Annotated in this window: 21 protein-coding genes; 12 read left to right on the top strand and 9 right to left on the bottom strand. The window is 71.2% G+C overall.

Annotated features, from left to right (window positions below; genetic code table 11):
* Window positions 1-57 precede the first annotated feature (57 nt).
* Together ACZ5KW_RS16275 and ACZ5KW_RS16270 are read right to left on the bottom strand one after the other, a co-directional pair.
* Window positions 58-894: a deoxyribonuclease IV gene (locus ACZ5KW_RS16275; protein WP_343777122.1), complete on the bottom strand. Its 837-nt coding sequence runs from the start codon at window positions 892-894 to the stop codon at window positions 58-60.
* 73 nt (window positions 895-967) lie between these two features.
* The gene (locus ACZ5KW_RS16270) at window positions 968-1,819 is read right to left on the bottom strand and encodes a lipoate--protein ligase family protein (protein WP_343777124.1); all 852 of its coding nucleotides are present in this window, start codon (window positions 1,817-1,819) and stop codon (window positions 968-970) included.
* A gap of 144 nt (window positions 1,820-1,963) precedes the next feature.
* Between ACZ5KW_RS16270 and ACZ5KW_RS16265 the strand changes: the two genes are divergently transcribed.
* The 9 genes from ACZ5KW_RS16265 (at window position 1,964) to ACZ5KW_RS16225 (ending at window position 10,978) form a co-directional block, all read left to right on the top strand.
* Window positions 1,964-2,878, top strand: a complete 915-nt coding sequence (locus ACZ5KW_RS16265; protein ID WP_343777126.1) for a serine/threonine-protein kinase RIO2 — start codon at window positions 1,964-1,966, stop codon at window positions 2,876-2,878.
* A gap of 187 nt (window positions 2,879-3,065) precedes the next feature.
* A complete protein-coding gene (locus tag ACZ5KW_RS16260) occupies window positions 3,066-4,328 on the top strand; it encodes an ABC transporter substrate-binding protein (RefSeq protein ID WP_343777127.1) in 1,263 nt (420 codons plus the stop codon).
* A complete protein-coding gene (locus tag ACZ5KW_RS16255; protein WP_343777128.1) occupies window positions 4,325-5,329 on the top strand; it encodes an FAD-dependent oxidoreductase in 1,005 nt (334 codons plus the stop codon). Before ACZ5KW_RS16260 ends, ACZ5KW_RS16255 begins: the two co-directional genes overlap by 4 nt.
* The gene (locus tag ACZ5KW_RS16250; RefSeq protein ID WP_343777129.1) at window positions 5,326-6,525 is read left to right on the top strand and encodes a FecCD family ABC transporter permease; all 1,200 of its coding nucleotides are present in this window, start codon (window positions 5,326-5,328) and stop codon (window positions 6,523-6,525) included. The genes ACZ5KW_RS16255 and ACZ5KW_RS16250 overlap by 4 nt, the downstream gene beginning before the upstream one ends.
* Window positions 6,526-7,413, top strand: coding sequence for an ABC transporter ATP-binding protein (locus ACZ5KW_RS16245; RefSeq protein ID WP_343777131.1), 888 nt, complete (start codon window positions 6,526-6,528; stop codon window positions 7,411-7,413).
* A 98-nt stretch (window positions 7,414-7,511) separates the two neighbouring features.
* Window positions 7,512-8,747 (top strand): ABC transporter substrate-binding protein, encoded by a 1,236-nt coding sequence (locus tag ACZ5KW_RS16240; protein ID WP_343777133.1) that lies wholly within the window; start codon window positions 7,512-7,514, stop codon window positions 8,745-8,747.
* On the top strand, window positions 8,748-8,924 hold the full coding sequence (locus ACZ5KW_RS16235; RefSeq protein WP_198945714.1) for a hypothetical protein: 177 nt from the start codon (window positions 8,748-8,750) through the stop codon (window positions 8,922-8,924).
* Window positions 8,925-9,066: 142 nt separating this feature from the next.
* A complete protein-coding gene (locus ACZ5KW_RS16230; protein ID WP_343777135.1) occupies window positions 9,067-9,879 on the top strand; it encodes an FAD-dependent oxidoreductase in 813 nt (270 codons plus the stop codon).
* Window positions 9,880-9,904: 25 nt separating this feature from the next.
* Window positions 9,905-10,978 (top strand): DUF7551 domain-containing protein, encoded by a 1,074-nt coding sequence (locus ACZ5KW_RS16225; RefSeq protein ID WP_343777137.1) that lies wholly within the window; start codon window positions 9,905-9,907, stop codon window positions 10,976-10,978.
* A gap of 113 nt (window positions 10,979-11,091) precedes the next feature.
* Here the strand turns inward: ACZ5KW_RS16225 and ACZ5KW_RS16220 are convergent, their stop codons facing one another.
* Window positions 11,092-12,153 carry a TrmB family transcriptional regulator gene (locus tag ACZ5KW_RS16220; RefSeq protein ID WP_343777138.1) on the bottom strand — a complete coding sequence of 354 codons (1,062 nt, stop codon included), beginning with the start codon at window positions 12,151-12,153 and terminating at the stop codon, window positions 11,092-11,094.
* Window positions 12,154-12,251: 98 nt separating this feature from the next.
* Window positions 12,252-14,597, bottom strand: a complete 2,346-nt coding sequence (locus ACZ5KW_RS16215) for an alpha-amylase family glycosyl hydrolase (RefSeq protein ID WP_343777139.1) — start codon at window positions 14,595-14,597, stop codon at window positions 12,252-12,254.
* Window positions 14,598-14,701: 104 nt separating this feature from the next.
* Here ACZ5KW_RS16215 and ACZ5KW_RS16210 point away from each other — a divergent pair, with 104 nt between their 5' ends.
* The gene (locus ACZ5KW_RS16210) at window positions 14,702-16,822 is read left to right on the top strand and encodes a DUF7997 domain-containing protein (RefSeq protein WP_343777140.1); all 2,121 of its coding nucleotides are present in this window, start codon (window positions 14,702-14,704) and stop codon (window positions 16,820-16,822) included.
* A gap of 399 nt (window positions 16,823-17,221) precedes the next feature.
* Here ACZ5KW_RS16210 and ACZ5KW_RS16205 read toward each other — a convergent pair whose 3' ends face one another.
* The 4 genes from ACZ5KW_RS16205 to ACZ5KW_RS16190 all read right to left on the bottom strand — a co-directional run bounded on the left by ACZ5KW_RS16205 (window position 17,222) and on the right by ACZ5KW_RS16190 (window position 19,886).
* Window positions 17,222-17,410: a DUF7511 domain-containing protein gene (locus ACZ5KW_RS16205; RefSeq protein WP_343777142.1), complete on the bottom strand. Its 189-nt coding sequence runs from the start codon at window positions 17,408-17,410 to the stop codon at window positions 17,222-17,224.
* 84 nt (window positions 17,411-17,494) lie between these two features.
* Entirely contained in the window at window positions 17,495-18,313 is an 819-nt protein-coding gene (gene hisF, locus ACZ5KW_RS16200; protein ID WP_343777144.1) for an imidazole glycerol phosphate synthase subunit HisF, read from the bottom strand.
* Window positions 18,314-18,417: 104 nt separating this feature from the next.
* On the bottom strand, window positions 18,418-19,515 hold the full coding sequence (locus ACZ5KW_RS16195) for a glycosyltransferase (RefSeq protein WP_343777146.1): 1,098 nt from the start codon (window positions 19,513-19,515) through the stop codon (window positions 18,418-18,420).
* 98 nt (window positions 19,516-19,613) lie between these two features.
* On the bottom strand, window positions 19,614-19,886 hold the full coding sequence (locus tag ACZ5KW_RS16190; RefSeq protein WP_343777147.1) for a MarR family transcriptional regulator: 273 nt from the start codon (window positions 19,884-19,886) through the stop codon (window positions 19,614-19,616).
* A 151-nt stretch (window positions 19,887-20,037) separates the two neighbouring features.
* On the opposite strand from ACZ5KW_RS16190, the gene ACZ5KW_RS16185 reads away from it, so the two are divergent.
* Both ACZ5KW_RS16185 and ACZ5KW_RS16180 read left to right on the top strand, forming a co-directional pair.
* The gene (locus ACZ5KW_RS16185) at window positions 20,038-20,430 is read left to right on the top strand and encodes a PPOX class F420-dependent oxidoreductase (protein ID WP_343777149.1); all 393 of its coding nucleotides are present in this window, start codon (window positions 20,038-20,040) and stop codon (window positions 20,428-20,430) included.
* Between the two features lie 133 nt (window positions 20,431-20,563).
* Window positions 20,564-21,283 carry a class I SAM-dependent methyltransferase gene (locus ACZ5KW_RS16180; RefSeq protein ID WP_343777150.1) on the top strand — a complete coding sequence of 240 codons (720 nt, stop codon included), beginning with the start codon at window positions 20,564-20,566 and terminating at the stop codon, window positions 21,281-21,283.
* Between the two features lie 16 nt (window positions 21,284-21,299).
* Here the strand turns inward: ACZ5KW_RS16180 and ACZ5KW_RS16175 are convergent, their stop codons facing one another.
* Entirely contained in the window at window positions 21,300-21,710 is a 411-nt protein-coding gene (locus tag ACZ5KW_RS16175) for a TRAM domain-containing protein (protein WP_343777151.1), read from the bottom strand.
* Between the last annotated feature and the right edge of the window lie 83 nt (window positions 21,711-21,793).

Raw genomic sequence — 21,793 nt, 5'->3', positions numbered from 1 at the left:
CGCGGTCGTCGGCCGATTCGCCCGTCTCACGCCTCGACACCTCTCGTCTCGATCGTCTCAGTCCTGACGGAGGTCGCGCACTCGGTCGATGTTCCACGCGAAGCTCTTGCCGTCCTCCGTCGGCGTCTCTAACGCGAGCGGCACGTCCGCCAGCCCGGGGTGGTTGAGGAAGCGCTCCATCCCCGCCTCGCCGATGTGGCCCTCGCCGATGTGGGCGTGTTCGTCCTTATTGGTGCCGCAGGCGTGTTTCGAGTCGTTGAGGTGAACGTACCGGAGGTGTTCGAGGCCGATCACGTCGTCGAACTCGGCGATCGTCTCGTCGACCGCTTCCGGCGTCGAGAGGTCGTAGCCCGCGGCGAAGGCGTGGGCCGTGTCGAGACAGACGTCGATGTCGGTCTCGGTGCGGTCGATGACGCCCGCGAGGTGTTCGAACTCGCCGCCGAGCTTCGTCCCCGCGCCCGCGTCGCTCTCGACGAGGATCGTGACGCCGTCCGGGACGTCGACGTCGTCGATCACCGAGGCGGCGTTGTCGAGACCGCCCTCGACGCCCGCGCCGGTGTGGGCTCCGAGGTGGACGTTCACGTAGGGGATGTTCAGCTTCGCGGCCGCGTCGACCTCCTTTTGCATCGCGTCGAGCGACTTCTCGCGGAGCCCCTCCTTCGGCGTACAGAGGTTCACGAGGTAGGAGGTGTGGATCACCCACGGGCCCTCCAGGTCGCGTTCGGTGCCGTCGCGGAATCGCTCGGCCTCCTCGTCGCCGATGTTCGGGTCCTGCCACACCTGCGGCGAATGGGTGAATATCTGTCCGCAGTTGCCGCCGACATCCACCTGGTTCGCCACGGCGTTGTCGACGCCGCCGGCGATGGAGACGTGCGCTCCGACCTTGAGGCTCATACCCTTCACACGCGTGCGGTCGAAAAAGCCCCTTCGGAAGCGGGCGGTGGCGCGTCACCGACGACCTCCGCCGCTACGCTCTGGAGTCCCCGGGCCGCGTCCGCACCCAGCCGTCGTCGCGGTACTTCGTCTCGACCAACTCCTCGGCCCGGTCCAGCTCCGCGTCCGTCCACGACCCGTCGAGGTCCACGGTCGCGTCGGGTGCGGTGCCCGCCCAGTCGGCCAGCGCGGACTCCAGCGCCGCCACCGCGTCCGCGCGGTCGACGTCGGTGAGCTCGTCGATCCCCACGACGCGCTCGCCGAACGCCTCGGCTGTCACCGGCGGGTCCGCGAAGGTCGCGAGGTGGCGCACCGCGTCGACCGCGAAGGTCAGCGAGCCGTGTTGAACGACCGCGTCGCGTTTGCGGTACTGCGCGTTGCCGGCGATCTTCCGCCGCTTTTCGCCGCCGGGGCCCGCGGCGACCACGTCGTGTGCCGGGTGGAGTTCGCGGAGGTAGCAGGCCGGGTGGTACAGCTCCGGGACCGACTCCTCGACGTAGTCCGCGTCGACGCCGAGTCGGTCGAACGCGTCGAGGATCGGTTCACACAGCAGGTGGTAACAGTCGAGCAGTTCGCCCGGCACCGTCTCCGCGGGGACCGCGATCGAGTACGCGATGTCGCCGTGCGCGTCGTGATAGATCCCGCCGCCGCCGGTCTGTCGGCGCGTGACGTCGATCTCCTCGCGATCGCAAAACTCCCATCCGACGGTCTCCGGGTCCTGATGGCGGCCGAGGGTCAGACAGCTCGGGTCCCAGCGATAGGTCCGGAGCGTCGCGGGGCCCCCGTCCGCGGCGGTCTCGGCGGCCGCCTCGTCTAACGCCATCTGCGTCGGTCCCGGTCGCTGCTCTTCGCGAATCAGCCGCCAGTCGACGGCGGGCGCGGTCATACCGGCAGGTCGGGCGCTTCGCCGAAAGCGGTTGCGCTCGGCGTCGGTCCCCGCCACGTTTCGGATTTGATATCGCGGTATCCACTATACGCACGCTCCGTCGAACGCGCGTCCCTTTTAGGAATCGCCGGAGTAGGGGCGCGTATGGTTCGAAACGTGGCGAGCGACATGGCGGCGCTCGAGCCCGAGGACTTCTACCTCCTCTCGGGCGTCGAGCAGGGGATGCGGTTCTCGGAGTGGGTCCGCCGCGACAAGATCCCGGACTACGCCGACCTGACGCGGGAGGAGGTCGACTATCGGATCGACCGCTGTCTCGACCGCGAGCTGATCGAGCGGAAGACGATCCAGTACGAGGGGTACCAGCTCACATTCGAGGGATACGACGCCCTCGCGCTCCGGACCTTCGCCGAGCGCGAGACGATAGACGGCGTCGGGTCGCCCCTGGGGCTCGGCAAGGAGGGCGACGTGTACGAGGCGCAGTCGTTCAGACCGCTCGCCTTGAAGTACCACCGCGAGGGGTACACCAACTTCCGCGAGGTGAACCGCGAACGCGAGTACACCGCCGACCGGGACCACGTCTCGTGGCTGTACACCGCGCGCAAGGCGGCCGAACGCGAGTACGAGGCGATGGAGGCGATGTACCCCGACGTGAGCGTGCCGCGACCGGTCGATCACAACCGGCACGCCATCGTGATGGAGAAGTTCGCCGGCGTGGAACTCGCGCGCGCGAAGCTCGACCCGGAGCAGGCGGTCGGCGTCCTCGACCTGATCCTCCGGGAGCTGGCGACCGCCCACGACCTCGGCTGGGTCCACGCGGACGTCTCCGAGCACAACGTCGCCGTCGCCGAGAGCGGCGTGACGATATTCGACTGGCCCCAGGCGGTGCCCGTCGACCACGAGAACGCTCGGGAGTTCCTCGAACGCGACGTCGAGAACCTCCTCCGCTACTTCGGCCGAAAATACCCCCACGAAGTGCCGAGAGACGTCGATACCGACGGAATCGCGGCCGCTATCGCCGACGGCTCGTTCGAGAGCGTTCGGTCGTTCGGCGCGGAATAAATCACATGGCGCGATACGAAATCTCGTCTCGGGCGTGATCCGCGGTTCTCCCTCGCTGCGGTCACGAAGGGTTCTCGCCGCCGTCGCGGTGCGCCTGCGCCGCGCGCTCCGCTCTGGGCCTCCCCTCAGGTTTTAGGGTCGCCTAACATTCGAAACCGTCTTAATTCTTTAGGCAGGCCTAAATCGTATGGAACGAGACGCGGACCGACCCGCCGGCACGCGACGCGACGCGATTAGATATTGCGGCGCCGTCGCCGGCGCCGGACTGCTCGCCGGATGTAGCGGCACCGAGTCGGCGCCGGACGGCTCCGACTCCGCGGAGGGAGACGGCTCCGTGGACGACGGCTCAGGCGGAGACGACTCGCCGAGCGAGAGCGACGCGGACTCGTACACGGCCGAGATGGCGCCGGTCGGCGAGGTCACCTTCGATTCGGTCCCGGAGGACGTCATGGTGTACAGTCTGCTGTACGCCGACCTGGCGGTGGCGCTCGGGCACGGCGACGCGGTCAACTCGCTCGGGTTCGACGCCGAGGCGGGCGGGAACACGCTGGACGCCTACTACGCGGACCTCGACGGCGTCTCCTTCGACCGCGAGGGACTGACGCAGCTCAACTCCGGGTCCGGCGGCGGCATCTCCGTCGACCGCGAACTGCTGTACGAACTCGACTCCGACCTCCACCTCGCCGACCCCTGCCTGTTCGCGTCGTTCGACGGGTGGAGCGAGGACGAGGTGGCCGACGTCCGCGACCGCGTCGCGCCGTGGTTCGGGAACGTCTACAGCCGCCGTCACTCCGAGCCGCCCGAGGCCTGTCGCGACGACTACGCGTACTACACCCTCCCGGAGATCGGCGAACGCGTCGCCGCCGCGTTCCGCGAGTCGGAACGCTTCGCGCAGCTCGACGCCGTTCGGCGGGACCTGATCGAGACGATCCGGAGCGATCTTCCGCCGGAGTCGGAGCGCCCGACGGTAGCCGCGCTCATCTACATGGACGGGACCTACTACCCCTCCCGGACCGACGGGCCGGGGTTCGCGAACGCGCACGTGCGGCCGTTCGACGTTCCGGACGCGTTCGCGGGCGACGACGTCACCTACGAGACGGCCTACGACCACGAGCAGCTACTGGAAGTCGACCCCGACGTCGTACTCCACCAGTACGGGATCGCCTCCTACTACGACGTGGGCGCGACCCGCGAGGATCTGGCCGACCACCCGGTCGCGGGCGAGCTTTCGGCGGTCGCGAACGACCGTTTCTACCCCTCCGGGGACCCCGTTCAGGGGCCGATCATGAACCTGTTCCAGCTGGAGATGACCGCGAAGCAGCTGTTCCCCGACCGGTTCGGCGCGTGGCCGGGCTACGAACACGGCGACGACTACCCCGAGATACCGGCCGACGAGCGCCTGTTCGACCGCGACGCGGTCGCTTCGATCGTCACCGGAGGGGCGGAATGAGCGACGCCGCCGATCGCGACGTGGTCGTGGTCGGCGGCGGCCCCGCCGGCTGTGCGGCCGCGGTGTTCGCCGCCCGCGACGGCCTCGACGTCGCCGTCTTCGACCGCGGTCGGTCGTCGCTCGCGCGCTGTGCGCACTTAGAGAACTACCCGGGCTTCCCGGCCGGCATCGACGTCGGGACGCTCGCCGACCTCATGCGCGCGCAGGCCGAGCGCGCGGGCTGCGCGGTCGTCGTGGACCTCGTCGAGTCCGTCGAGCGGTCGGAGGCCGACGGCGAGCGGTCGGGCGTCGACACCGACGGACGCGAGGCCGAGGGGTTCGTCGTCACGCCGCAGGAGGGGGCTCCGGTCACCGCCCGCCGGGTGATCGCGGCGACCCGCTACGACGGCGAGTACCTGCGCGGGCTCGGCGACGACGACGCGATGTTCGAGGTCCACGACCACGCCGGCGAGACCCACGAACACTTCGACCGCGAGTACGCCGACCGCGACGGGACGACCCCGGTGGACGGGCTCTACGTCGCCTCGCCGTCCGACGCCGACCGACAGGCGATAACCGCGGCGGGGCGAGGGGCCCGAGTCGGCAAACGGGTCGTCGCGGACGCGCGGGTCGACGACGGCTGGTGGCCGGCGGCGGCCGAGCGCGTCGACTGGGTCCGCCGCGACGCGGAACTCGACGACGAGTGGGCGGACCGCGACCGCTGGGCCGAGTGGTTCGACGCCGAGCACGCGGACGGACCGGTCGACCCGGACTCGGAGCGGTTCGCGCGGGTCCGCGAGGCCGCCGTCGACGCCGCGCGCTCCGCGTACGTCGACGCCGACGAGGAGGAGGCCCGCGCGGCGGCGGGACACCGCGCGCTCGCCGCCCACCTCGACCCGGAAGCGGTCGTCGACGCGCACGGGACCGACGCGCTGCTCGACGCGATGGACGACGAGGCGGTGGCGACGTACGCGGCCGGCGACGGACCGAACGCCGGGCCGGTCGAGGAGGGAACGCGATGAGCCGCGACGGACCGACGGCCGGCGGCGACGGACGGACGATCGGCGGTGGGGTCGCGGGCGGCCGAGCGGCGGCCGACGGCCGGCTCGGGTGGCTGTTCGATCCCCGCCTCCTGACGGTCGCGGCCGGGAGCCTCGCCCTCGTCGTCCTCGCGGGGCTCGTTCAGGTGAGCTTCGGGGCGTACTCGATGACGGTGGGGCAGGCGTGGCGAGCGGTCCTCGACCCCGCGGTGCTGCTCGACCCGCGGTGGCTGCTCAACTTCCTCGCCGGCGAGGAGCTCATGCGGGCGATCACGGGGTTCCGGGGCGAGCTGCCGGAGCTCGGGCGCGAGACGCTCGTCGTCTGGAGCATCCGCCTGCCGCGGGTCCTCGTCGGCGTCATCGTCGGGATGAACCTCGCCGTCTCCGGAGCCATCCTCCAGGCGGTGACGCGGAACGAACTGGCGAGCCCGTTCATCCTCGGCGTCTCCTCCGGGGCGGGGCTGATGATCCTCCTCACGCTCGTCGTCTTCGGCGGGCTCTCGGCGTTCCTCCCGGTCATCGCGGCGCTGGGCGGCGCGGTCGCGTTCCTGATCGTGTACGCCATCGCGTGGAAGAACGGGACGAGTCCGGTCCGACTCGTCCTCGCTGGCGTCATCGTCGGCACCGTCTTCAGCAGCCTCCAGACGGGGCTGTTCTTCTTCGCCGACGACATCGGCGTCGTCCAGTCGGCGATCCAGTGGACGACCGGATCGCTGACGGGGACCGACTGGGAGCAGGTGCGGATGGCCCTCCCGTGGACGCTCGTCGCGCTCACGCTGTCGCTCGCGGGCTCGCGGCAGCTGAACCTCCTCCTCCTCGGCGAACAGACGGCGAAGTCGCTGGGGATGTCGATCGAGCGAGTGCGGTTCGGACTCTCCGGCGTCGCCGTGCTGGCGGCGGCCGCCAGCATCGCGGTGGCGGGCATCGTCAGCTTCGTCGGGCTCATCGTCCCCCACGTGGTCCGGAACCTCGTCGGCAGCGACTACAAGCGCGTGATCGTCGGCTGCCTGTTCGTCGGCCCGGCGCTGATGGTCGGCGCCGACGTGGGGGCGCGGCTCGGGATGAGCGTGCTGACCGGTGCGGACTCGCAGATCCCGGTGGGGATCGTCACCGGACTGGTCGGCGGGCCGTACTTCCTGTACCTGATGCGGCGACGACAGAACGTGGGTGACCTCTGAATGTCCATCGAACGCGCGAACGCGACGGAGCGGGACGAATCGGGCGACCCGAACGAGACCGAGGGACGGCACGGAACCGACGCCGCGGACTCCGACGCGAGCGACCTCGACGGCGAGGACCTCGTGCTGGGCTATCCGACGGCCCCCGAACCCGTGATCGACGGCGAGTCGATCGCGGCCGAACCCGGCGCGGTGACGGCGCTCGTCGGTCCGAACGGCTCGGGCAAGAGCACCCTCCTGAAGGGGCTCGCGAACCAGCTCGCGCCGGAGGACGGCTCCGTGCTGCTCGACGGCCGAGACGTTCACTCGATGGAGACGAAGGCGCTCGCCCGGAAGCTCGGGCTGCTCTCACAGGAGAGCACGTCGCCGGACAGCATCACCGTCGAGGACCTGGTGTACCACGGGCGCTACCCGCACCGCGGGTTCTTCGAGCGGACGACGGAGGCGGACGCCCGCGCGGTCGAGCGCGCGATCGAACTGGCGGGCTGTGGCCACCTCCGGGACCGCGAGGTCGGGAGCCTGAGCGGCGGGCAAAAGCAGTTGGCCTGGATCGCGCTGGTGTTGGCACAGGACACCGACGTGCTCCTGCTCGACGAGCCGACGACGTTCCTCGATTTACACCACCAGATGGAGGTGATGGAGATAATCGAGACGCTGCGTTCGGAGAGCGAGGTCACCGTCGTCGTCGTGCTCCACGACATCGAACAGGCCGCCCGCCTCGCCGACCGGATGGTCGCGCTCAAGGACGGCGAGATCCGAGCGCGCGGCCCCCCGGAGGAGGTCGTCACGGAGGACCTGCTCTCGGAGGTGTTCCGCGTCGACGCCGACGTCGTCGACACCGACCGCGGTCCCCGGGTCACGCCGCTGCGAGCCAGACACGAGGAGTGAGCCGACTCGTCGTCCCGGAGCGCCTCGGGTCGCCGCCCACTGTTTTAGGTGGGCCTAAAGATCGGAGCGGTTAAGTTGTTTTAGGCTAGCCAAAAAATATGCCCAACGACGAAGCATCCCCGGAGTCGACTCGCAGAGCGTTCGCGAAGTACGGCGGCGCGGTCGCCCTCGGCGGCCTCCTCGCCGGTTGTACCGGCGGCGCCGAGTCCGACTCGCCCGCCGGCGACGCGGACGGCTCCGGATCGACCGACGACGGCTCGGCCGGATCGTCGGACGAGTCGGACGACGCCGACGACGGGAGCTACACGGCGTCCATCTCGCCGACGGGCGAGGTGACGTTCGAGTCGCCGCCGGAGACGGTGTTCACGCGGCTCACCCACCACGCGGGCATGGCGTTCGCGCTGGGGCGGGGAGACGACGTCACCGCGCTCCACGCGCCGGACTACTACGACGGGCTCTGGAACCAGTTCGTCGAGCGGCTCCCGGGCGTCTCGCTCGACTGGTCGGGCCTGTACTCCTCGTGGCAGCCGGACAAAGAGAAGCTGTACGAACTCGACAGCGACCTCCACCTCGCGGACCCGGCGTGGATCACCCGGCAGGACGCGTGGAGCCGAGAGGACATCGACGAGATCGCCGAGCGCGTCTCGCCGTGGTTCGGCAACTCGCTGTCCGACCGCCGTCAGGAGCCGACGGGCGAGTGGGCCGACGGCTACCAGTACTACGGCCTGTGGGAGCAGTTCGAGATCGTCGCCGAGGCGTTCCGGGAGCGCGAGCGCTACGAGGCGCTCGCCGAGGTCCGAGACGGACTCCTCTCGACTATCGAGGACGGCCTCCCGCCGGAGTCGGAGCGCCCGACCGCGATCATGGTCGCCGCCGCCGACATCGAGCAGATCTACGCGTACACGCTGAGCAACCCCGGATTCCTCACGTCGCACACGCGTCCGCTCGGGCCGCGCGACGCCTTCGAGGGGAGCGTCGACTCCGGCACGGTCGTCGACTTCGAGACGATACTCGAGGCCGACCCCGACGTCATCCTCTACCTCGGCGGCTTCGAACCGGGAACGGACATGGCCGGCCGGCGGGCCGCCTTCGAGGAGGACCCGGTCGGCTCGGAGGTCACCGCGGTGAAAAACGACCGCATCCACCCGCAGGGCGCCCGATATCAGGGACCGATCCTCAACCTCTTTCAGCTGGAGATGACGGCGAAGCAGCTGTATCCCGAGGAGTTCGGCGCGTGGCCCCGCTACGAGGAGGGTCCGTACCCGGAGATCCCGGAGGACGAGCAACTGTTCGACCGCGAGCGGGTCGCGGACGTCATCAACGGGGGCCCGTAGATGCGCGCCCGCGAGTGGACCGTCGCGGCGACGTACGGCGACCCGACCGACTACGACGTGCCCGCGCTGCCGACGTGGCGCGTCGAGCGCGGCGGGAACGGCGACCTCGCGTTCGCGGCGACCGACCGCGACGAGCCGTTCATCGCGGCCGAGCGACCGGTTCGGGTGCGCCGGTGACCGGCGCGGGACGGGCCGTTCGGACGCCGCGGTCGAGCGCCTCCCGCGACCGAAGTCACTACTTCGGCGCGCCCGTGCCGACGGGTATGGACCAGACCGAAATTCGGGCGGTCGACAGCCGCCCACACCGGGTGTTCGGCCGATGACCGACGACGCGACCGCAGCGCGCGACGTGGCCGTCGTCGGCGGGGGCGTCGCCGGGCTCTCCGCGGCCGTCTTCACGGCCCGACAGGGGCTCGACACCCTCGTCGTCGACCCGGGCGAGTCGATCCTCCGGCGCAACGCGCGCCTCGAGAACTTCCCCGGGTTCCCGCTCGGGGTGAACCCGCGCCGGCTCCTCGACCTCCTCGGCGAACAGGCCGAGACCGCCGGCGCGGACCGACTCGACGCGCGGGCCACCCGGGTCGGGACGGTCGGCGCGGTCGACGACCCCGCGGCGGCCGACCCCGACCCGGCGGCGAGCGCGCGGTCCGACGCCGCCGCCGACGGCGCGCGGTTCGTCGTCGAGACCGACACCGCCGACCCGGTGCGGGCGCGGTACGTCGTCGCGGCCACGAAGAACGAGGTCGGCTACCTGGAGGGGATCGACGGCGTCGGGGTCGTCGACCGCGGGAAGTCGTACGTCGACGTCGACGAGCGCGGCCGGACCGGCGTCGACGGCCTGTACGCGGCGGGGCGGCTCGCGGAGAAGCCCCACCAGGCCGCGGTGTGCGCCGGCCACGGCGCCGAGGTCGCGGTCACGCTGTTGGAGGACGACGACGCCGCCTTCTACCACGACTGGGTGGCGCCGGAGGGGTACTTCACCGACCGCGGCCGCGAGGTGCCGCCCGGCTGCGAGGAGATCGACGCCGACGAGCGCCGCGAGCGCGAGTCGACCGCGCTCGACGCGACCCGCGACCGATTCGCCGAGCCGCACCCGGACCCGCAGGAGACGCACCCGAGCCTCGAGGAATGACCGACCCGACGACAGAAATCGACCCGTGATCGGAACCACTCTCCGCGAGATCGCGGACCACATCGAATCGCTCGCGGCCGCGGACGGCGAGTTCTCGCTCGTCTGCGCCCGGTACGGTGACCGCCCGGTTCCGGCCGCGGGGCTGCGGTTCGACAGCCGCGAGACGGCCCGTGCGGCCGCCCGCGCGACGGAACAGTACCGCGACGCGCTCCGGCGGTACGACCCGGAGCTCCCCTTCTACGACGTCGTCGTCAGACAGGAGTTCGCCGAACCCCAGTCGCGTCCGACGGGGCGAGACGACGGATCCCCGCCGGCAGTGCCCGAGGACGGCGGACCGCTGTTCGCGCCCGACGAAGCCGAGCCGGTACCGGACCGGCTGCGGGAGCGGATCGTGGACGACGCCGCCCATCGCCGGCGCGCGGGCGACGACGGCGAACGCGACGGGGACCGTGCGGACCGCCCCCGACCGCGCGAGTCGCTCGAGCGGGGGCGGCGCCGCGACCGCGTCGAGTTCTGTCACGCCGCGGCGGCGGCGACGTTCGAGGCGCTCTCCGCGGGCGGACACGAGCGCGCCGAGTCGGCGGTGATGGACGCGTACTTCTCGCTTGCCGAGCGCGTCTCCGACCCCGACGAGCTCTGTCTCTGCCTGCTCGAAGCGATGGGGGCCGCCCTCAACCGACACCTCGGTCCGACGGCGCAGGCGGCGGTGGTGGCCGACGCCGCCGAGCGCCTCCCCGACCCGCCGGAGCCGTCCGCCGCCGATCCGGTCAGCGCGGCGTTCGACCGCCTCGCGGCCGTCGGCCTCGTTGAGGGCTACGAGCGCGCCGGCGACGCGGGACCGGCCCCGGAAGCCGGGGCCCCCGACCACGCGACGGTCCGGATCAGCGGGTACGCGCTGTCGCCTACGGACGGACGGGTCGCGACGCTCCCGGCCGCCTTGGAGGTGTGCCGTCGGGACCCGCGGGGACGCATCGCCGGGACCGCCCTCCTCGCAGCCGCCGGCGACCCGACCGGCTCGGACTGGTGGGTCAGGGTCGACCCGCAAGCTCCCTCCCTCGACGGCGGCCCGTCGACCGCGTCGGTTCCCGGGAGGAACTGACCGCCGCCGTGGCGACGCGCCGACCGCCGCCGCTCCGGCTCTCCGCGCTTCGGCCCTCCGCGTCCGGTCCCCCGCGCGCCGGCCTCTCGTACACCGGCGCCCGCGTCGCCGCCCTACTCCTCGTCCGGCTCGATCCGCACGAGGTCGGCCTCGACGTCCTCGACGAACGCGCCCTGGCCCCCCACTGTGACCTCGCCGTCGTCCGTCTCGACGACGAGGGAGTGTTCGACCGGGAACTCGTTGTTCGTCGGCTCCACCATCCCCTGTTTCGCCTCGACGACGCGCCCGACGACCTCGGCCGGCTCGTCGTCGTCGGTCCACCTGCCGGCGACGGTCACCCGCGGCGGGTCGCCGGCGCGGAGCCGTAAGGTCGCCTGGAGGACGGTGTGTCTGAAGTCCGTGTACTCGGCCGGGAGCGGCGCCGGGTCGGCGACGAGGACCTCGGTCGCGGCGGGCCAGTAGTTCCCGAGGAACGAGCCGACGATCACCGGCGCGAGCTGTTCCTGCGCGAAGGCGATGGCCTGCCGGTCGGTCGTCGACCGGCGGAGCAGTTCGGGCGGGGCGACGACGCCCGCCGCGGAGTCGACGGTGAGCAGCGTCGGCATCGCCTCGCTCCAGGTCCGGACGACGTTCGCGACGCCCGACAGCGCCGGGTCGTCCGCGCCGAGGTCGGCCGCCGCGTCGGAGACGACGAGCAGGACTAAGACGCCGCGGTCGACCGCGTCGACGAGCGCGTCCCTGATCTCGGGGAGCTGTCCGGCGGTGAGCGACAGCGTCACCTCGGAGTCGGCGTCCTCGAGCAGCGAGCGCATCCGCTTGAGGACGGTGACGCGCGACTTGATCACCTCGAACTGCTCGGCCTGCCGCTCCACGCGCGAGTACCGCTCCGCGAGCCCGGGCCGCATCGCGTCCACGTCGGACCGGAGTCGGTCGATCACCTCGTCCGGCGGGTTCGCGCGGATGGTCGTCGGCACGACGTGGTCGTTCACCTCGACGAAGCCGCGCTCCGCCAGCGACTCGCTCACGCTGTAGACGTACCGCTTCGAGACCCCCGCCGCGTCGGCGACGGTACTCGCCTTCGCCTCGCCGTGTTCGAGCAGACTGAGATAGGTGTCGACCTCCTTGTCCGAGAGTCCGAAGCGGCGGAGGAGGTCGGTCAGCGTCCGGTCGTCCATACGAACGCCCCGTCCGAGCGACACTTATAAGGGTCGGTCCGGGGCGGCGTCCGTCGAATCTGCCGCGCGTATCGACCCGTGACACCGCTCCGCCCGACCTACCGGAGGACCGCCACCGCGTCGACCGCGACCCGCGTCTCGCCGTCGTCGGCTCCCTCGGTCGCGCCCCGAAGCGAGCCGTCGCCGAACAGGTCGGCGTCGACCGAGTCCGGAACCGCGACGGTCGCCGGTTCGGCGGCGAAGTTGACGACGACGAGGAGCGCGTCCTCCTCGGGGTCACCGGCCTCCGCGCGCTCGGTCGCGGTTCGCTCGTAGGCGGTGACGCGCTCGGCGTCGCCCTCGATCACCCGCACGTCGGCCGCCCGCCCGCCGAACTCGACCGCCCCGTCGCGGAGCAGCGGCTCGGCCTCGCGTAACGCGGCCAACTCGCGGTGGAAGCCGGTGAGGTCGTTGTCCCCGTCGTGCCACCGAACGGGGCCGCGGTACGTCTCGTTGCCGCGCTCCTGCCCGGCGTAGATCATGGGCGCGCCCGGCAGCGTGAACGTCACCGCCGCGGCCGCCCGGAGCGCGTCTCGACCGTACTCCGCGAGGTAGCGGTCCTCGTCGTGGTTCTCGACGTACCGCATCTGCGAGCGCCCGTCGCCGAACCCGAGCCACTCGCCGCGCGCGAGCGCGGTCTCGACCGCGTCCGCCGGTTCGTCGCCGGCGCCGATAGCGCGGAGCGTCTCGTACAGGGAGGTGTCGTAGTGGCGGTGGAACTCGCCCTCGCCGTAGAACGGGTCGTGGGGCAGGGTCTCGTCTAAGAGGAGCACGTCCTCGGGGACGCGGTCTGCGACCTCCTTCCAGAAGCCGTGGGGGACCCCCCACGCCACGTCGGCGCGGAACCCGTCGACGACGGCGGCCCACTCGTCTATCACGTCGAGCAGCCACGCGCGCACCGCCGGGCTGTCGTAGTTGAGGTTCGGGATCCGGCCCCACTCGAAGTAGTAGTCCGGCATGTCGCCGTCGCCGAGTTCCGCCCAGTCGATCCCGGTCACGTCCGCCGCGCCGTCGGTCCGGCGGTAGTGGTCGGCGTACGCGTCGACCCCCGCGGAGTGGAGTTGGAACGCCGGGTGGTCGCGGGAGGTGTGGTTGATCACCAGGTCGAAGACGACGCGGATCCCGGCCTCGTGACACGCGTCGACGAGCGACTCGAACGACTCGCGGGAGCCGAGGTCGCTCGCGGTGTCGTAGTAGTCGGTGACGTGGTAGCCGTGGTCCGTCGGCGAGGCGAGGACCGGCGTGAGCCAGAGCGCGTCGACCCCGAGGTAATCGAGGTACTCGACCCGTCGCTCGATCTCGCGGAACGTCGTCGGCAGGGTGTCGCCCGCGAACGATCGGACGAAGACCTCGTAGATCGTCGGCGACGCGGCCCACTCGGGCGTCGCGTGCGGGTCGTCGACGGCGACGGCCTCCGCGTCCGCGCCGCCCGCGTCGGGCCCCGGCTCGATCCGAACCGTCTCCGCGGCGCCGTAGCGCTCTCCGCGGGGCACCGCGTGTACTCGAACCGCGTCGGCGACGCCGTCGCCCCGGAGGTCCTCGAGCGGGACCGAGAGCGTCCGCCCGTCCGCCAGGGACTCGATCGCCGCGACCGTCTCGGGGTCGGCGTCGCGGTCGTCGACGAGGAACGTCACGTCGATCGCGTCCGGGTCGCCGCCGCGCTCGACGCCGTCGATGGCGGGAGCCGGCTCGGCCGCGGCGGTCAGCCGGAGTCGGTCGGCCGCGTCCGTCTCGTCGGCCTCGACGACCGTCGCGTCGAGCGAGACTCGCGGCCGGCCCGGACCGGGCACCTCGCAGACGCCGTGAGACGCCGCCGATCGGTCGTCGTTCGGGACGAAGCCGTACCCGTGCCTCCCGGGTGGAACGCGCACCGAGGCGACCCACTCGTCGCCGTCGCGCTCGGGTCGGTGGCGCGCCAGTCGGTTCTCGCCGTGCGCCCACAGGAGGGAGACGCGGTCGACGTCCTCGTCGACGGCGAGGTCGGCGGCCGGGACGCGGATCTCGGCCTCGCGCCGCTCGTCCGGGAAGGCCAGCACGCGCTGGCGGTGGCCGCCGTCCGGGGCGTCGAGCGCGAGGACGTAGGTGCCGGGGACGTCGGGGACGAGGTGGACGACCGGGTCGTCCTCGCGGCTCGTCTCGCTCGCCCGCAACACCGCCGACGCGGCCGTCGCGTCCGCGGACGCGTCGGCTCCGACGCCATCCATCGCCCCGTCCGCGCCGCTCGCGACCGCCGGACTCGGCGGGCCGCTCGCGGTCCGGTCCGGACCGTCGCCGGCCGACAGGGCGCTTTCGGCGGGGGCGTCGCGGACGCGCCAGCGGTACGTTCCCTCGGGGTCCGGGGCTCGCGGCGCCAGTTCCACCGACTCGCCGACGCTCGTCGTTCGCGGGGGGCCGGGTTCGTACACGCCCGGTCTCTCGTCGCGCCGGCGTATGAGGGTTTCCGTCTCCGTAACGAATGAAAAATAATTACACCAAAGCTTCATACGCGGTGGCCGCGTGTAACCGCGTAATGCAGCTTCGCGACGCGCTCGATGACTACAAGCGCCACGCCGGCGACGGGACGCGCTTCCCCGGCGAGCGGCGCACCGTCTCCGGTCGGTTTTCCGGCGGCGACGGGCGGCTCGTCCACGTCGGCGACGACGGCGAACTCCGCGATTTCGGCTACCCGCTGACGGGCCAGACCGGCCTCGTCCGGTCGCGGATCGGGCTCGCCGTCGGCGACGAGGTCACCTGGCTCGACGAGGCCGACACGACACAGCGGTACGTCGGCGACACCGCGCTGATCGAGACGACCCACGAGACGGCCCGCGGGACGGTGGCCCGCCACGACGTCACGCTCGGCGACGCACACCTCACCCGAGCGTCGGTCGATCTCTCGGACGACGCCGACCCCGATGACGCCTCGCTCGTCGTCTACGCCCGCTTCGCCCCCGACGGCCGCGACGACCGCGTGGGACAGCTCCGGTTCGACGACGCCGTCGAGGTGTACCACGCCGACGAGCACGACTTCCTCGCGAGCGCGACCGGCTTCTCCGACCTCCGCGGACAGCTCCCGACGACCTTCCCCGAACTCCTCGACGACGACCCGACGGAGCTCCCCCGCGACCGCGACGGCGACCGCTACGAGGAGGAGCGCCTCTCCGGCGAGGTGATCGCCGACGTCCCGTTCGAAGACGGCGTCGCGACGGTCGCCACCCTCCTGACGGACCGGAACGAGACCGACCGCGAGGCGGCCCGCGACCGTCTCGACGCGCTCTTTTCGGACCTCGACGGCGTCGACGCGCTGACCGACGCGGCCGCCGACGCGCTCCCCTCGGTCCCCGAGTCGGCGCCGGCGCGCGACTCGGTCGTCGCCGACCTCCGGGTCCTCTCGCTTCTGTCCGCGCCCTCCGGGCTCCGGATCGCGGGCCCCGACTTCGACCCCTACTACGAGCACTCCGGCGGCTACGGCTACACCTGGTTCCGCGACGACGCCGAGATATCCGGGTTCCTGCTCGGCGCCGCGGACGCGGTCGGCGTCGACCTCGACGACTGGCACGCCCGCTCCGCGCGGATGTACGTCGACACGCAGCGCCCCGACGGGTCGTGGCCCCACCGAGTGTGGCCCCGCGACGGCGCGCTCGCGCCCGGGTGGGCGAACGCCCGCATCGAGGACGGGCCGGACCTCGACTACCAGGCCGACCAGACCGGCAGCGTCGTCGCGTACCTCTCGCAGGCGCGCGCCGCCGGCGTCTCCGTCGACGGTCTCGACCGGACCTTGGTCGCCGCGCTCGCGGGACTCGACCGGACGCTGGAGATCGACGGTCGACCGGTGGTCTGTCAGAACGCGTGGGAGGATTCGGCCGGTCGGTTCACCCACACCGCCGCGACGTTCCTGGAGGCGTACAGCGAACTCGGCCGCCACGGCGAGGGGCTCGCGGTCGACGCGCTCGACGACCCCGACGCCGTCCCCGGCGCGGAGTCGCTGCCGGACGACCTCGCCGCGCACGCCCGCGACCAGGCCCGCGAGGTGTACGCGGCGCTCGACGACCTGTGGGTGCCCGAACGCGGGTGTTACGCGCTCCGCGAGACGCCCGACGGCGGGATCGACGACCGGATCGACTCCTCGACGCTCGCGCTCGCGGCCGCGCACCGCTCGTTCGACGCGCTCGGTGGGGGCGCGACCGGCTCCGGCGAGGGCGGCGCGGTCGACGAGGAGCGGCTCGACCGACTGGTCTCGCACGTCGAGACGGTCGTCGACGGGCTCTACCACGAGACCGACGCGATCACCGGCCTGATCCGCTACGAGGGCGACGGCTGGCGGCGGACGGGACAGGACTCGGAGAAGGTGTGGACCGTCTCGACCGCCTGGGGCGCGAACGCGTGCGCGGAGCTGGCCGCGCTGCTCGCCGCCCGCGACGACCCGCGAGCCGCCGAGATGGTCGAACGCGCCCGCGACCTGCTCTCGCACGTCTCGCCCGGCGGCTCGCTCTGTGAGCCGACGACGTACCTCCCCGAGCAGTTCTTCGACGACGGGACGCCCGACAGCGCGACGCCGCTCGGGTGGCCGCACGCGATCCGACTGGCGACCGTCGCGCTGCTCGACGACGAACTGCCGCAGTTCGCCGACCCCGCCGCCGCGGACGACTGACCGACGGAGACGATTCTTTCTGCCCCCTTAGTGCGGTGGCGCGCGCCTGTGAGCGCTCGAAGAGCGCGAACAGCGCGTGCGAGGGAGTCGGTGGTCCGGAGCGAAGCGAGGACCACCGACGAGGCTGGGGAGGCGTGAGGTGCTGTGCGGAGCGGTACGGGGCGGGATTCGAAGGGGCAGTCGCGAGGCCGGCGCACGCTCGCTGCGGTCCTCAGTCACTCACGGCGTTCGTTCCCTGCGGTCCTTGGTTCGCCTGCGCCGGCCTCGCGACTGGGGCTTCGGTGGTGTGCCGCTCGCCAGCAACGGCCGATGAGCGAGCGATCAGGGCTTCGAAGCTAGTCGCTATCCAGTCACGATCGACAAAAACAACTGAGTGCCAGAAACGCCGCAAAACCGCCTCTATCGCCACTCTTCGCGCGGGACACAGTCCGACTCCCGGACCGTGACCCAGCGGGTCGTCCGCTCGTCGGGGTCGACGTCCCGCTCGAAGAACGTCACCTCGCCGCCGCCGTCGCCGTCGTCGGTCCGTTTGCAGACGAGCTCCGGCGACCCGTCGCGAACACGTGCGGATGACGTGGACGTGGACATACGTGACAATTCGCTCTCGGTCGGATAATAACTGTTGGTTTCGATCGGCCAGAAAGAAAGAGTACGAAGGTAGTGAACGCCCCGTCAGCGCCTGACCGGGACGCCGCGCTCGTCGAGGTACGCCTTCGTCTCCTCGATGGAGTAGTCGCCGAAGTGGAAGATGGAGGCCGCGAGGCCGGCGTCGGCGTTCGCCTCGGTGAACACCTCGTACATGTCCTCGGGGCTCCCGCAGCCGGAGGAGGCGATGAGCGGCGTCGACACCGCCTCGCCGACCGCCTTCATCAGGGGAACGTCGTAGCCGTCCTTCGTCCCGTCCTTGTCGATGGAGTTGACGAACAGCTCGCCGGCGCCGCGCTCCTCGGCCTCCTTCGCCCACGAGACGGCGTCGATGCCGGTCCCCTCGCGGCCGCCCTTCTTCGTGCACTCGAACCACACCGTCTCGCCGTCCTCGTCCTCGTAGAAGTGCTCGCCGGCGTCGTCGTGGCGGCGGCGCGCGTCGATGGAGATGACGATGCACTGGCTGCCGAACGCGGCCGCGCCCTCCTCGATGAGTTCGGGGCGATCCAAGGCCCCGGTCGTGATCGACACCTTGTCCGCGCCGGCACGGAGCGTCTCCTTGATGTCGGCCTTGGTGCGGATGCCGCCGCCGACGGTCAGCGGGATGAAACACTCGTCGGCGACCGCGTTGACCACGTCGAGCATCGTCTCCCGGCCGTCGGCGCTGGCGGTGATGTCGAGGAAGACGAACTCGTCGGCCCCGGCCGCGTTGTACTTCTTCGCCAGTTCGACGGGGTCGCCGGTGTACTCCAAGTTCTCGAAGTTGACGCCGGTGTACACGGCGGCGTCGCCCTCGTCGTCGAGGTCGACGTCGATACAGGGGATGATACGCTTCGTGAGTCCCATTCGTTACCTGGCCGTAGTCCGCGGCTCGGGTTAAAATGCGCGGGGCTCGCTCGGCGATGTCGGCTCGGTCGGGGTCGACCCCGTCGGGTTCGTCACTCTACGACTCAGTCGAGCCTGTCGTCCGCCTCGGTCCGGGGCTCGCCGTCCGCCTCGCCTCGGCCGTCGCCGTCCGCCTCGACCCGTCCGTCGTACTTCGCGACGGCGCGGTCCGCGCGCGTCGAGATGCCGTTCGGGTTCCGGGCGGGGCTTCGGTCCTTCCGCCGCGCGACCAGTCCGTCGGAGGTCCCGCCGGTGAGCCCCAACAACACGTCGCGGCCCGTCGCCGCCCACCGCGAGGGCGTCGACTCGCCGCGGACCACGTCCCCGGCGGCGTCGACCGCGTCGCTGACCGCGTGCGAGCCGGTCCGGAGGAGCACCGAGGGCCGCACGCCGTAGTTCTTCGTCAGCCGGTAGGCGAGCGCGCGGTACTTCCAGCCCCACTCGTGGGCGCTTCGGCCGCCGTCGGCGGCGGTCGGCGTCGGTAGTTCCTTCCGCGCGGCCATCTCCGGCCGCCACGCGACCCCGCAGTCCATCCGCGCGAGTCGGTGGGCGGCGTCGCGCGCGCCGCCGACGCGCAGGTACTCGTCGAAGCCGTCGAGGTCCCGAACGGCGTCCTCTCGGAACGCGACGTTGCCGCCTTCGAAGTAGGTGACGTCCCGGCCCGAGATCCGACTGCGTTCCGGCTCGCTCGGCTCGTCGGCGACCGCGTCGTCCCTGTCGCCCTCCATCGCGTCGTCCCTGTCGCCCTCCATCGCGTCGTCCCTGTCGCCGCCGTTCGCCCCGCCCGCGGCTTCAGATCCGTCGGTCGTCTCGTCCCGGGGAATCGGCGTCACCGGCCCCGAGACCACGGGCGCCTCGTTGAGGCCGGCCGTGACCGCCTCGCGCCACCCCGGATCGATCCGGTTGTCGTAGTCGACTAACGCGACCGCGTCGCCCGTCGCCACCTCGATGCCGGCGTTGCGGGCGACGTTCACCGTGCGGTCGGAGATCTCGACCAACACGTCGACGTCGTCGCGGTCGCGAACCATCCCGGTCGTGCCGTCGGCCGAGGGGCCGTTGACAACGACCACCTCTGCGTCGGGGGCGTGCGCCGCCAGCGAATCGAGACAGGCGCCGAGCCTGTCCCGACCGTTGAGCGTCGGAACGACGACCGAGAGGTCCATACGCTGTGGTATCGGTGCGAGAGGGTAAAAAGGACTGCGTGTGTGGCCGACCGGACCGGCCGTTTCGCGTCAGGCCGACGGACGCGGGCCGAACCGGCTCAGACGGTGAGGTAGTAGACCTGCTTGCGCGCGTCCTTGAAGCTGTACCGCGAGTCGACGAGACCCTCCTCTTCGAGGCGGTTGAGCGCGTAGCGGACGGTGCGGTCGGGCAGGAGCGACTCCTCGGCGAGGCCGCCCTGCGAGAGGGGCGCGTCGCCCTCCAGTACCTTCGCGACGAGTTTGGCGCTCGGGGGGAGCTCGCGCAGGCGGTCGCGATACTCACTTTCCGACAGGCGATCTTGGTCAACGGTCTCCGCGGGACTGGTACTCATGTCTCACACGAATCCTGCGGATAGTGGTAAAGGTTGGCTACATATAGGGGAATCTGCCTGTGATAATATAATGTGTTAATATCACTCGTCGGCGAACCGTCATTGGTGATCGATCAGGCACGTTTTCCGGCGAGCGTCCGTACTCCGCGGCGTGATACCCGAGTCCCACGTCGACATCCTCGAAGCCGAATCGTACGCGCACTTCGCCACCGTCGGCCCGGACGGGCTCCCCCACGTCACGCCGGTGTGGGTCGACCACGAGGACCGAGAGTACGTCCTCGTGAACACCGCCCGCGGGCGACGCAAGGAGCGGAACGTCCGCAACAACCCGAAGGTGGGCGTCAGCGTGCTCGATCCGGACGACCCGTACAGATACGTCTCCGTCCGCGGCGAGGCCGAACTGACGGAGGAGGGCGCGCGCGAGCACATCGACGAACTCGCCCGCCGGTACTTCGGCGTCGACGAGTACCCGCACCACGACGAGGAGGGGGGCGCGCGGGTGATAGCGCGGATCCCCGCCGAGAGCGTCGTCACGAGCGGATGATCGAGTCGCGCGTCGCGCCCGTTGCGGTCGCTCCGAGCGGGACCGACCGCCCCGACTCCGGCCGACCGCGTCGGGGTCGGGGCCGGACCGTATCCAGTACGGTTTTGTCGGTCCGGCGTCCATCACGGACAACGTGAAGGGACAGGATTGGTACCAGGCCGACGAGGTCGCCGAGGAGTACGACGACGTCCGCTTCTCCGGCGGCGGACAGCTCATCGACCGCCGGGAGAAGGAGGCCGTCCTCGCGGCGTTGGGCCCCATCGATCCGGGTCACCGCGTGCTGGAGGTCGCCTGCGGCACCGGTCGGTTCACGACGATGCTCGCAGACCAGGGCGCGGACGTCGTCGGTCTCGACGTCTCCCGCGAGATGCTCGAACAGGCCCGCGAGAAGGTCGCCGCCGCCGGCCACGCCGACACGGTCGAGTTCCTCCGCGGCGACGCATCGCGGCTCCCGTTCCCGGACGATCACTTCGACACGGTCGTCGCGATGCGATTCTTCCATCTGATGGACGACCCGGTCCCGTTCGCGAAGGAGCTCCGCCGGGTCAGCCGCGATCAGGTGTTCTTCGACACGTTCAACAGACGCAGCCTGCGGACGCTGTACACTTGGCTGCTCCCGATGGGGTCCCGGCTCTACTCCGAGCGGCAGGTCGCCGCCATGCTCGGTGAGGCGGGGCTCACCCTCTCGAACGAGGAACACGACTTCGTGCTACCGTACGGCTTCTACCGGGAGCTTCCGGGTCCCGTCGCGAGGCCGTTTCGAGCCGCCGACGAACTCGCCGGGAACACGATCCCCGGCGACTACGTCGCTTCGGTGTCGTACTGGGACGCGCGCGTTCCGGACGACGCCTAAGCGGGCGCGCCGCCGTCTACACCGCCGCTTCGACGACCTCGCCGACGGCGAAGTTGGACTTCACTTCCGTCACTTCGATCTTCACGCGCTCGCCGACCTCGGTGTCGGGGACGATGATCACGTAGCCGCGCTCGACGCGGGCGATCCCGTCGCCCTGCTTGCCGAGGTCCTCTATCTCGACGTACCGCATCTCGCCCGGTTCGACCGGCGGCTGCGGGCCGTCGTCGCTCCGCGAGGCGGAGTCGTCGACGTCCCCGCCCGCGTCCGCGGACCCGTCGCGAGCGACGAGCGCGACGCGGTACGTCTCGCCCGGCTCCAGGGATCCGGTGTCGATCTCTCGGTTGGGGATGTCGACGACGTACTCGCCGTCGTCGGCTTCGCGTACTTCGGCGCTGAACAGACAAAGGAGCTTCTCGGAGATTTCCATAGTAGACTCCACCGAATGCTGGTAGCGGGCCAGTATAGTTGTACCGCCGACACAGTTAGGAATCGGCGGGCGGCGAGCCCCGC

Source organism: Halorubrum ejinorense, assembly GCF_055389685.1.
This window is presented reverse-complemented; position numbering and strand designations above follow the sequence as displayed.

What these genes read in the sequence shown, in the direction of transcription:
- ACZ5KW_RS16195 (WP_343777146.1), bottom strand. Translation starts at nt 19,515, where the DNA reads ATGGACCTCTCGGTCGTCGTTCCGACGCTCAACGGTCGGGACAGGCTC.
- ACZ5KW_RS16250 (WP_343777129.1), top strand. Translation starts at nt 5,326, where the DNA reads ATGAGCCGCGACGGACCGACGGCCGGCGGCGACGGACGGACGATCGGC.
- ACZ5KW_RS16240 (WP_343777133.1), top strand. Translation starts at nt 7,512, where the DNA reads ATGCCCAACGACGAAGCATCCCCGGAGTCGACTCGCAGAGCGTTCGCG.
- ACZ5KW_RS16210 (WP_343777140.1), top strand. Translation starts at nt 14,702, where the DNA reads ATGCAGCTTCGCGACGCGCTCGATGACTACAAGCGCCACGCCGGCGAC.
- ACZ5KW_RS16235 (WP_198945714.1), top strand. Translation starts at nt 8,748, where the DNA reads ATGCGCGCCCGCGAGTGGACCGTCGCGGCGACGTACGGCGACCCGACC.
- ACZ5KW_RS16255 (WP_343777128.1), top strand. Translation starts at nt 4,325, where the DNA reads ATGAGCGACGCCGCCGATCGCGACGTGGTCGTGGTCGGCGGCGGCCCC.
- hisF (WP_343777144.1), bottom strand. Translation starts at nt 18,313, where the DNA reads ATGGGACTCACGAAGCGTATCATCCCCTGTATCGACGTCGACCTCGAC.
- ACZ5KW_RS16230 (WP_343777135.1), top strand. Translation starts at nt 9,067, where the DNA reads ATGACCGACGACGCGACCGCAGCGCGCGACGTGGCCGTCGTCGGCGGG.
- ACZ5KW_RS16270 (WP_343777124.1), bottom strand. Translation starts at nt 1,819, where the DNA reads ATGACCGCGCCCGCCGTCGACTGGCGGCTGATTCGCGAAGAGCAGCGA.
- ACZ5KW_RS16175 (WP_343777151.1), bottom strand. Translation starts at nt 21,710, where the DNA reads ATGGAAATCTCCGAGAAGCTCCTTTGTCTGTTCAGCGCCGAAGTACGC.
- ACZ5KW_RS16260 (WP_343777127.1), top strand. Translation starts at nt 3,066, where the DNA reads ATGGAACGAGACGCGGACCGACCCGCCGGCACGCGACGCGACGCGATT.
- ACZ5KW_RS16220 (WP_343777138.1), bottom strand. Translation starts at nt 12,153, where the DNA reads ATGGACGACCGGACGCTGACCGACCTCCTCCGCCGCTTCGGACTCTCG.
- ACZ5KW_RS16245 (WP_343777131.1), top strand. Translation starts at nt 6,526, where the DNA reads ATGTCCATCGAACGCGCGAACGCGACGGAGCGGGACGAATCGGGCGAC.
- ACZ5KW_RS16265 (WP_343777126.1), top strand. Translation starts at nt 1,964, where the DNA reads ATGGTTCGAAACGTGGCGAGCGACATGGCGGCGCTCGAGCCCGAGGAC.
- ACZ5KW_RS16190 (WP_343777147.1), bottom strand. Translation starts at nt 19,886, where the DNA reads ATGAGTACCAGTCCCGCGGAGACCGTTGACCAAGATCGCCTGTCGGAA.
- ACZ5KW_RS16205 (WP_343777142.1), bottom strand. Translation starts at nt 17,410, where the DNA reads ATGTCCACGTCCACGTCATCCGCACGTGTTCGCGACGGGTCGCCGGAG.
- ACZ5KW_RS16275 (WP_343777122.1), bottom strand. Translation starts at nt 894, where the DNA reads ATGAGCCTCAAGGTCGGAGCGCACGTCTCCATCGCCGGCGGCGTCGAC.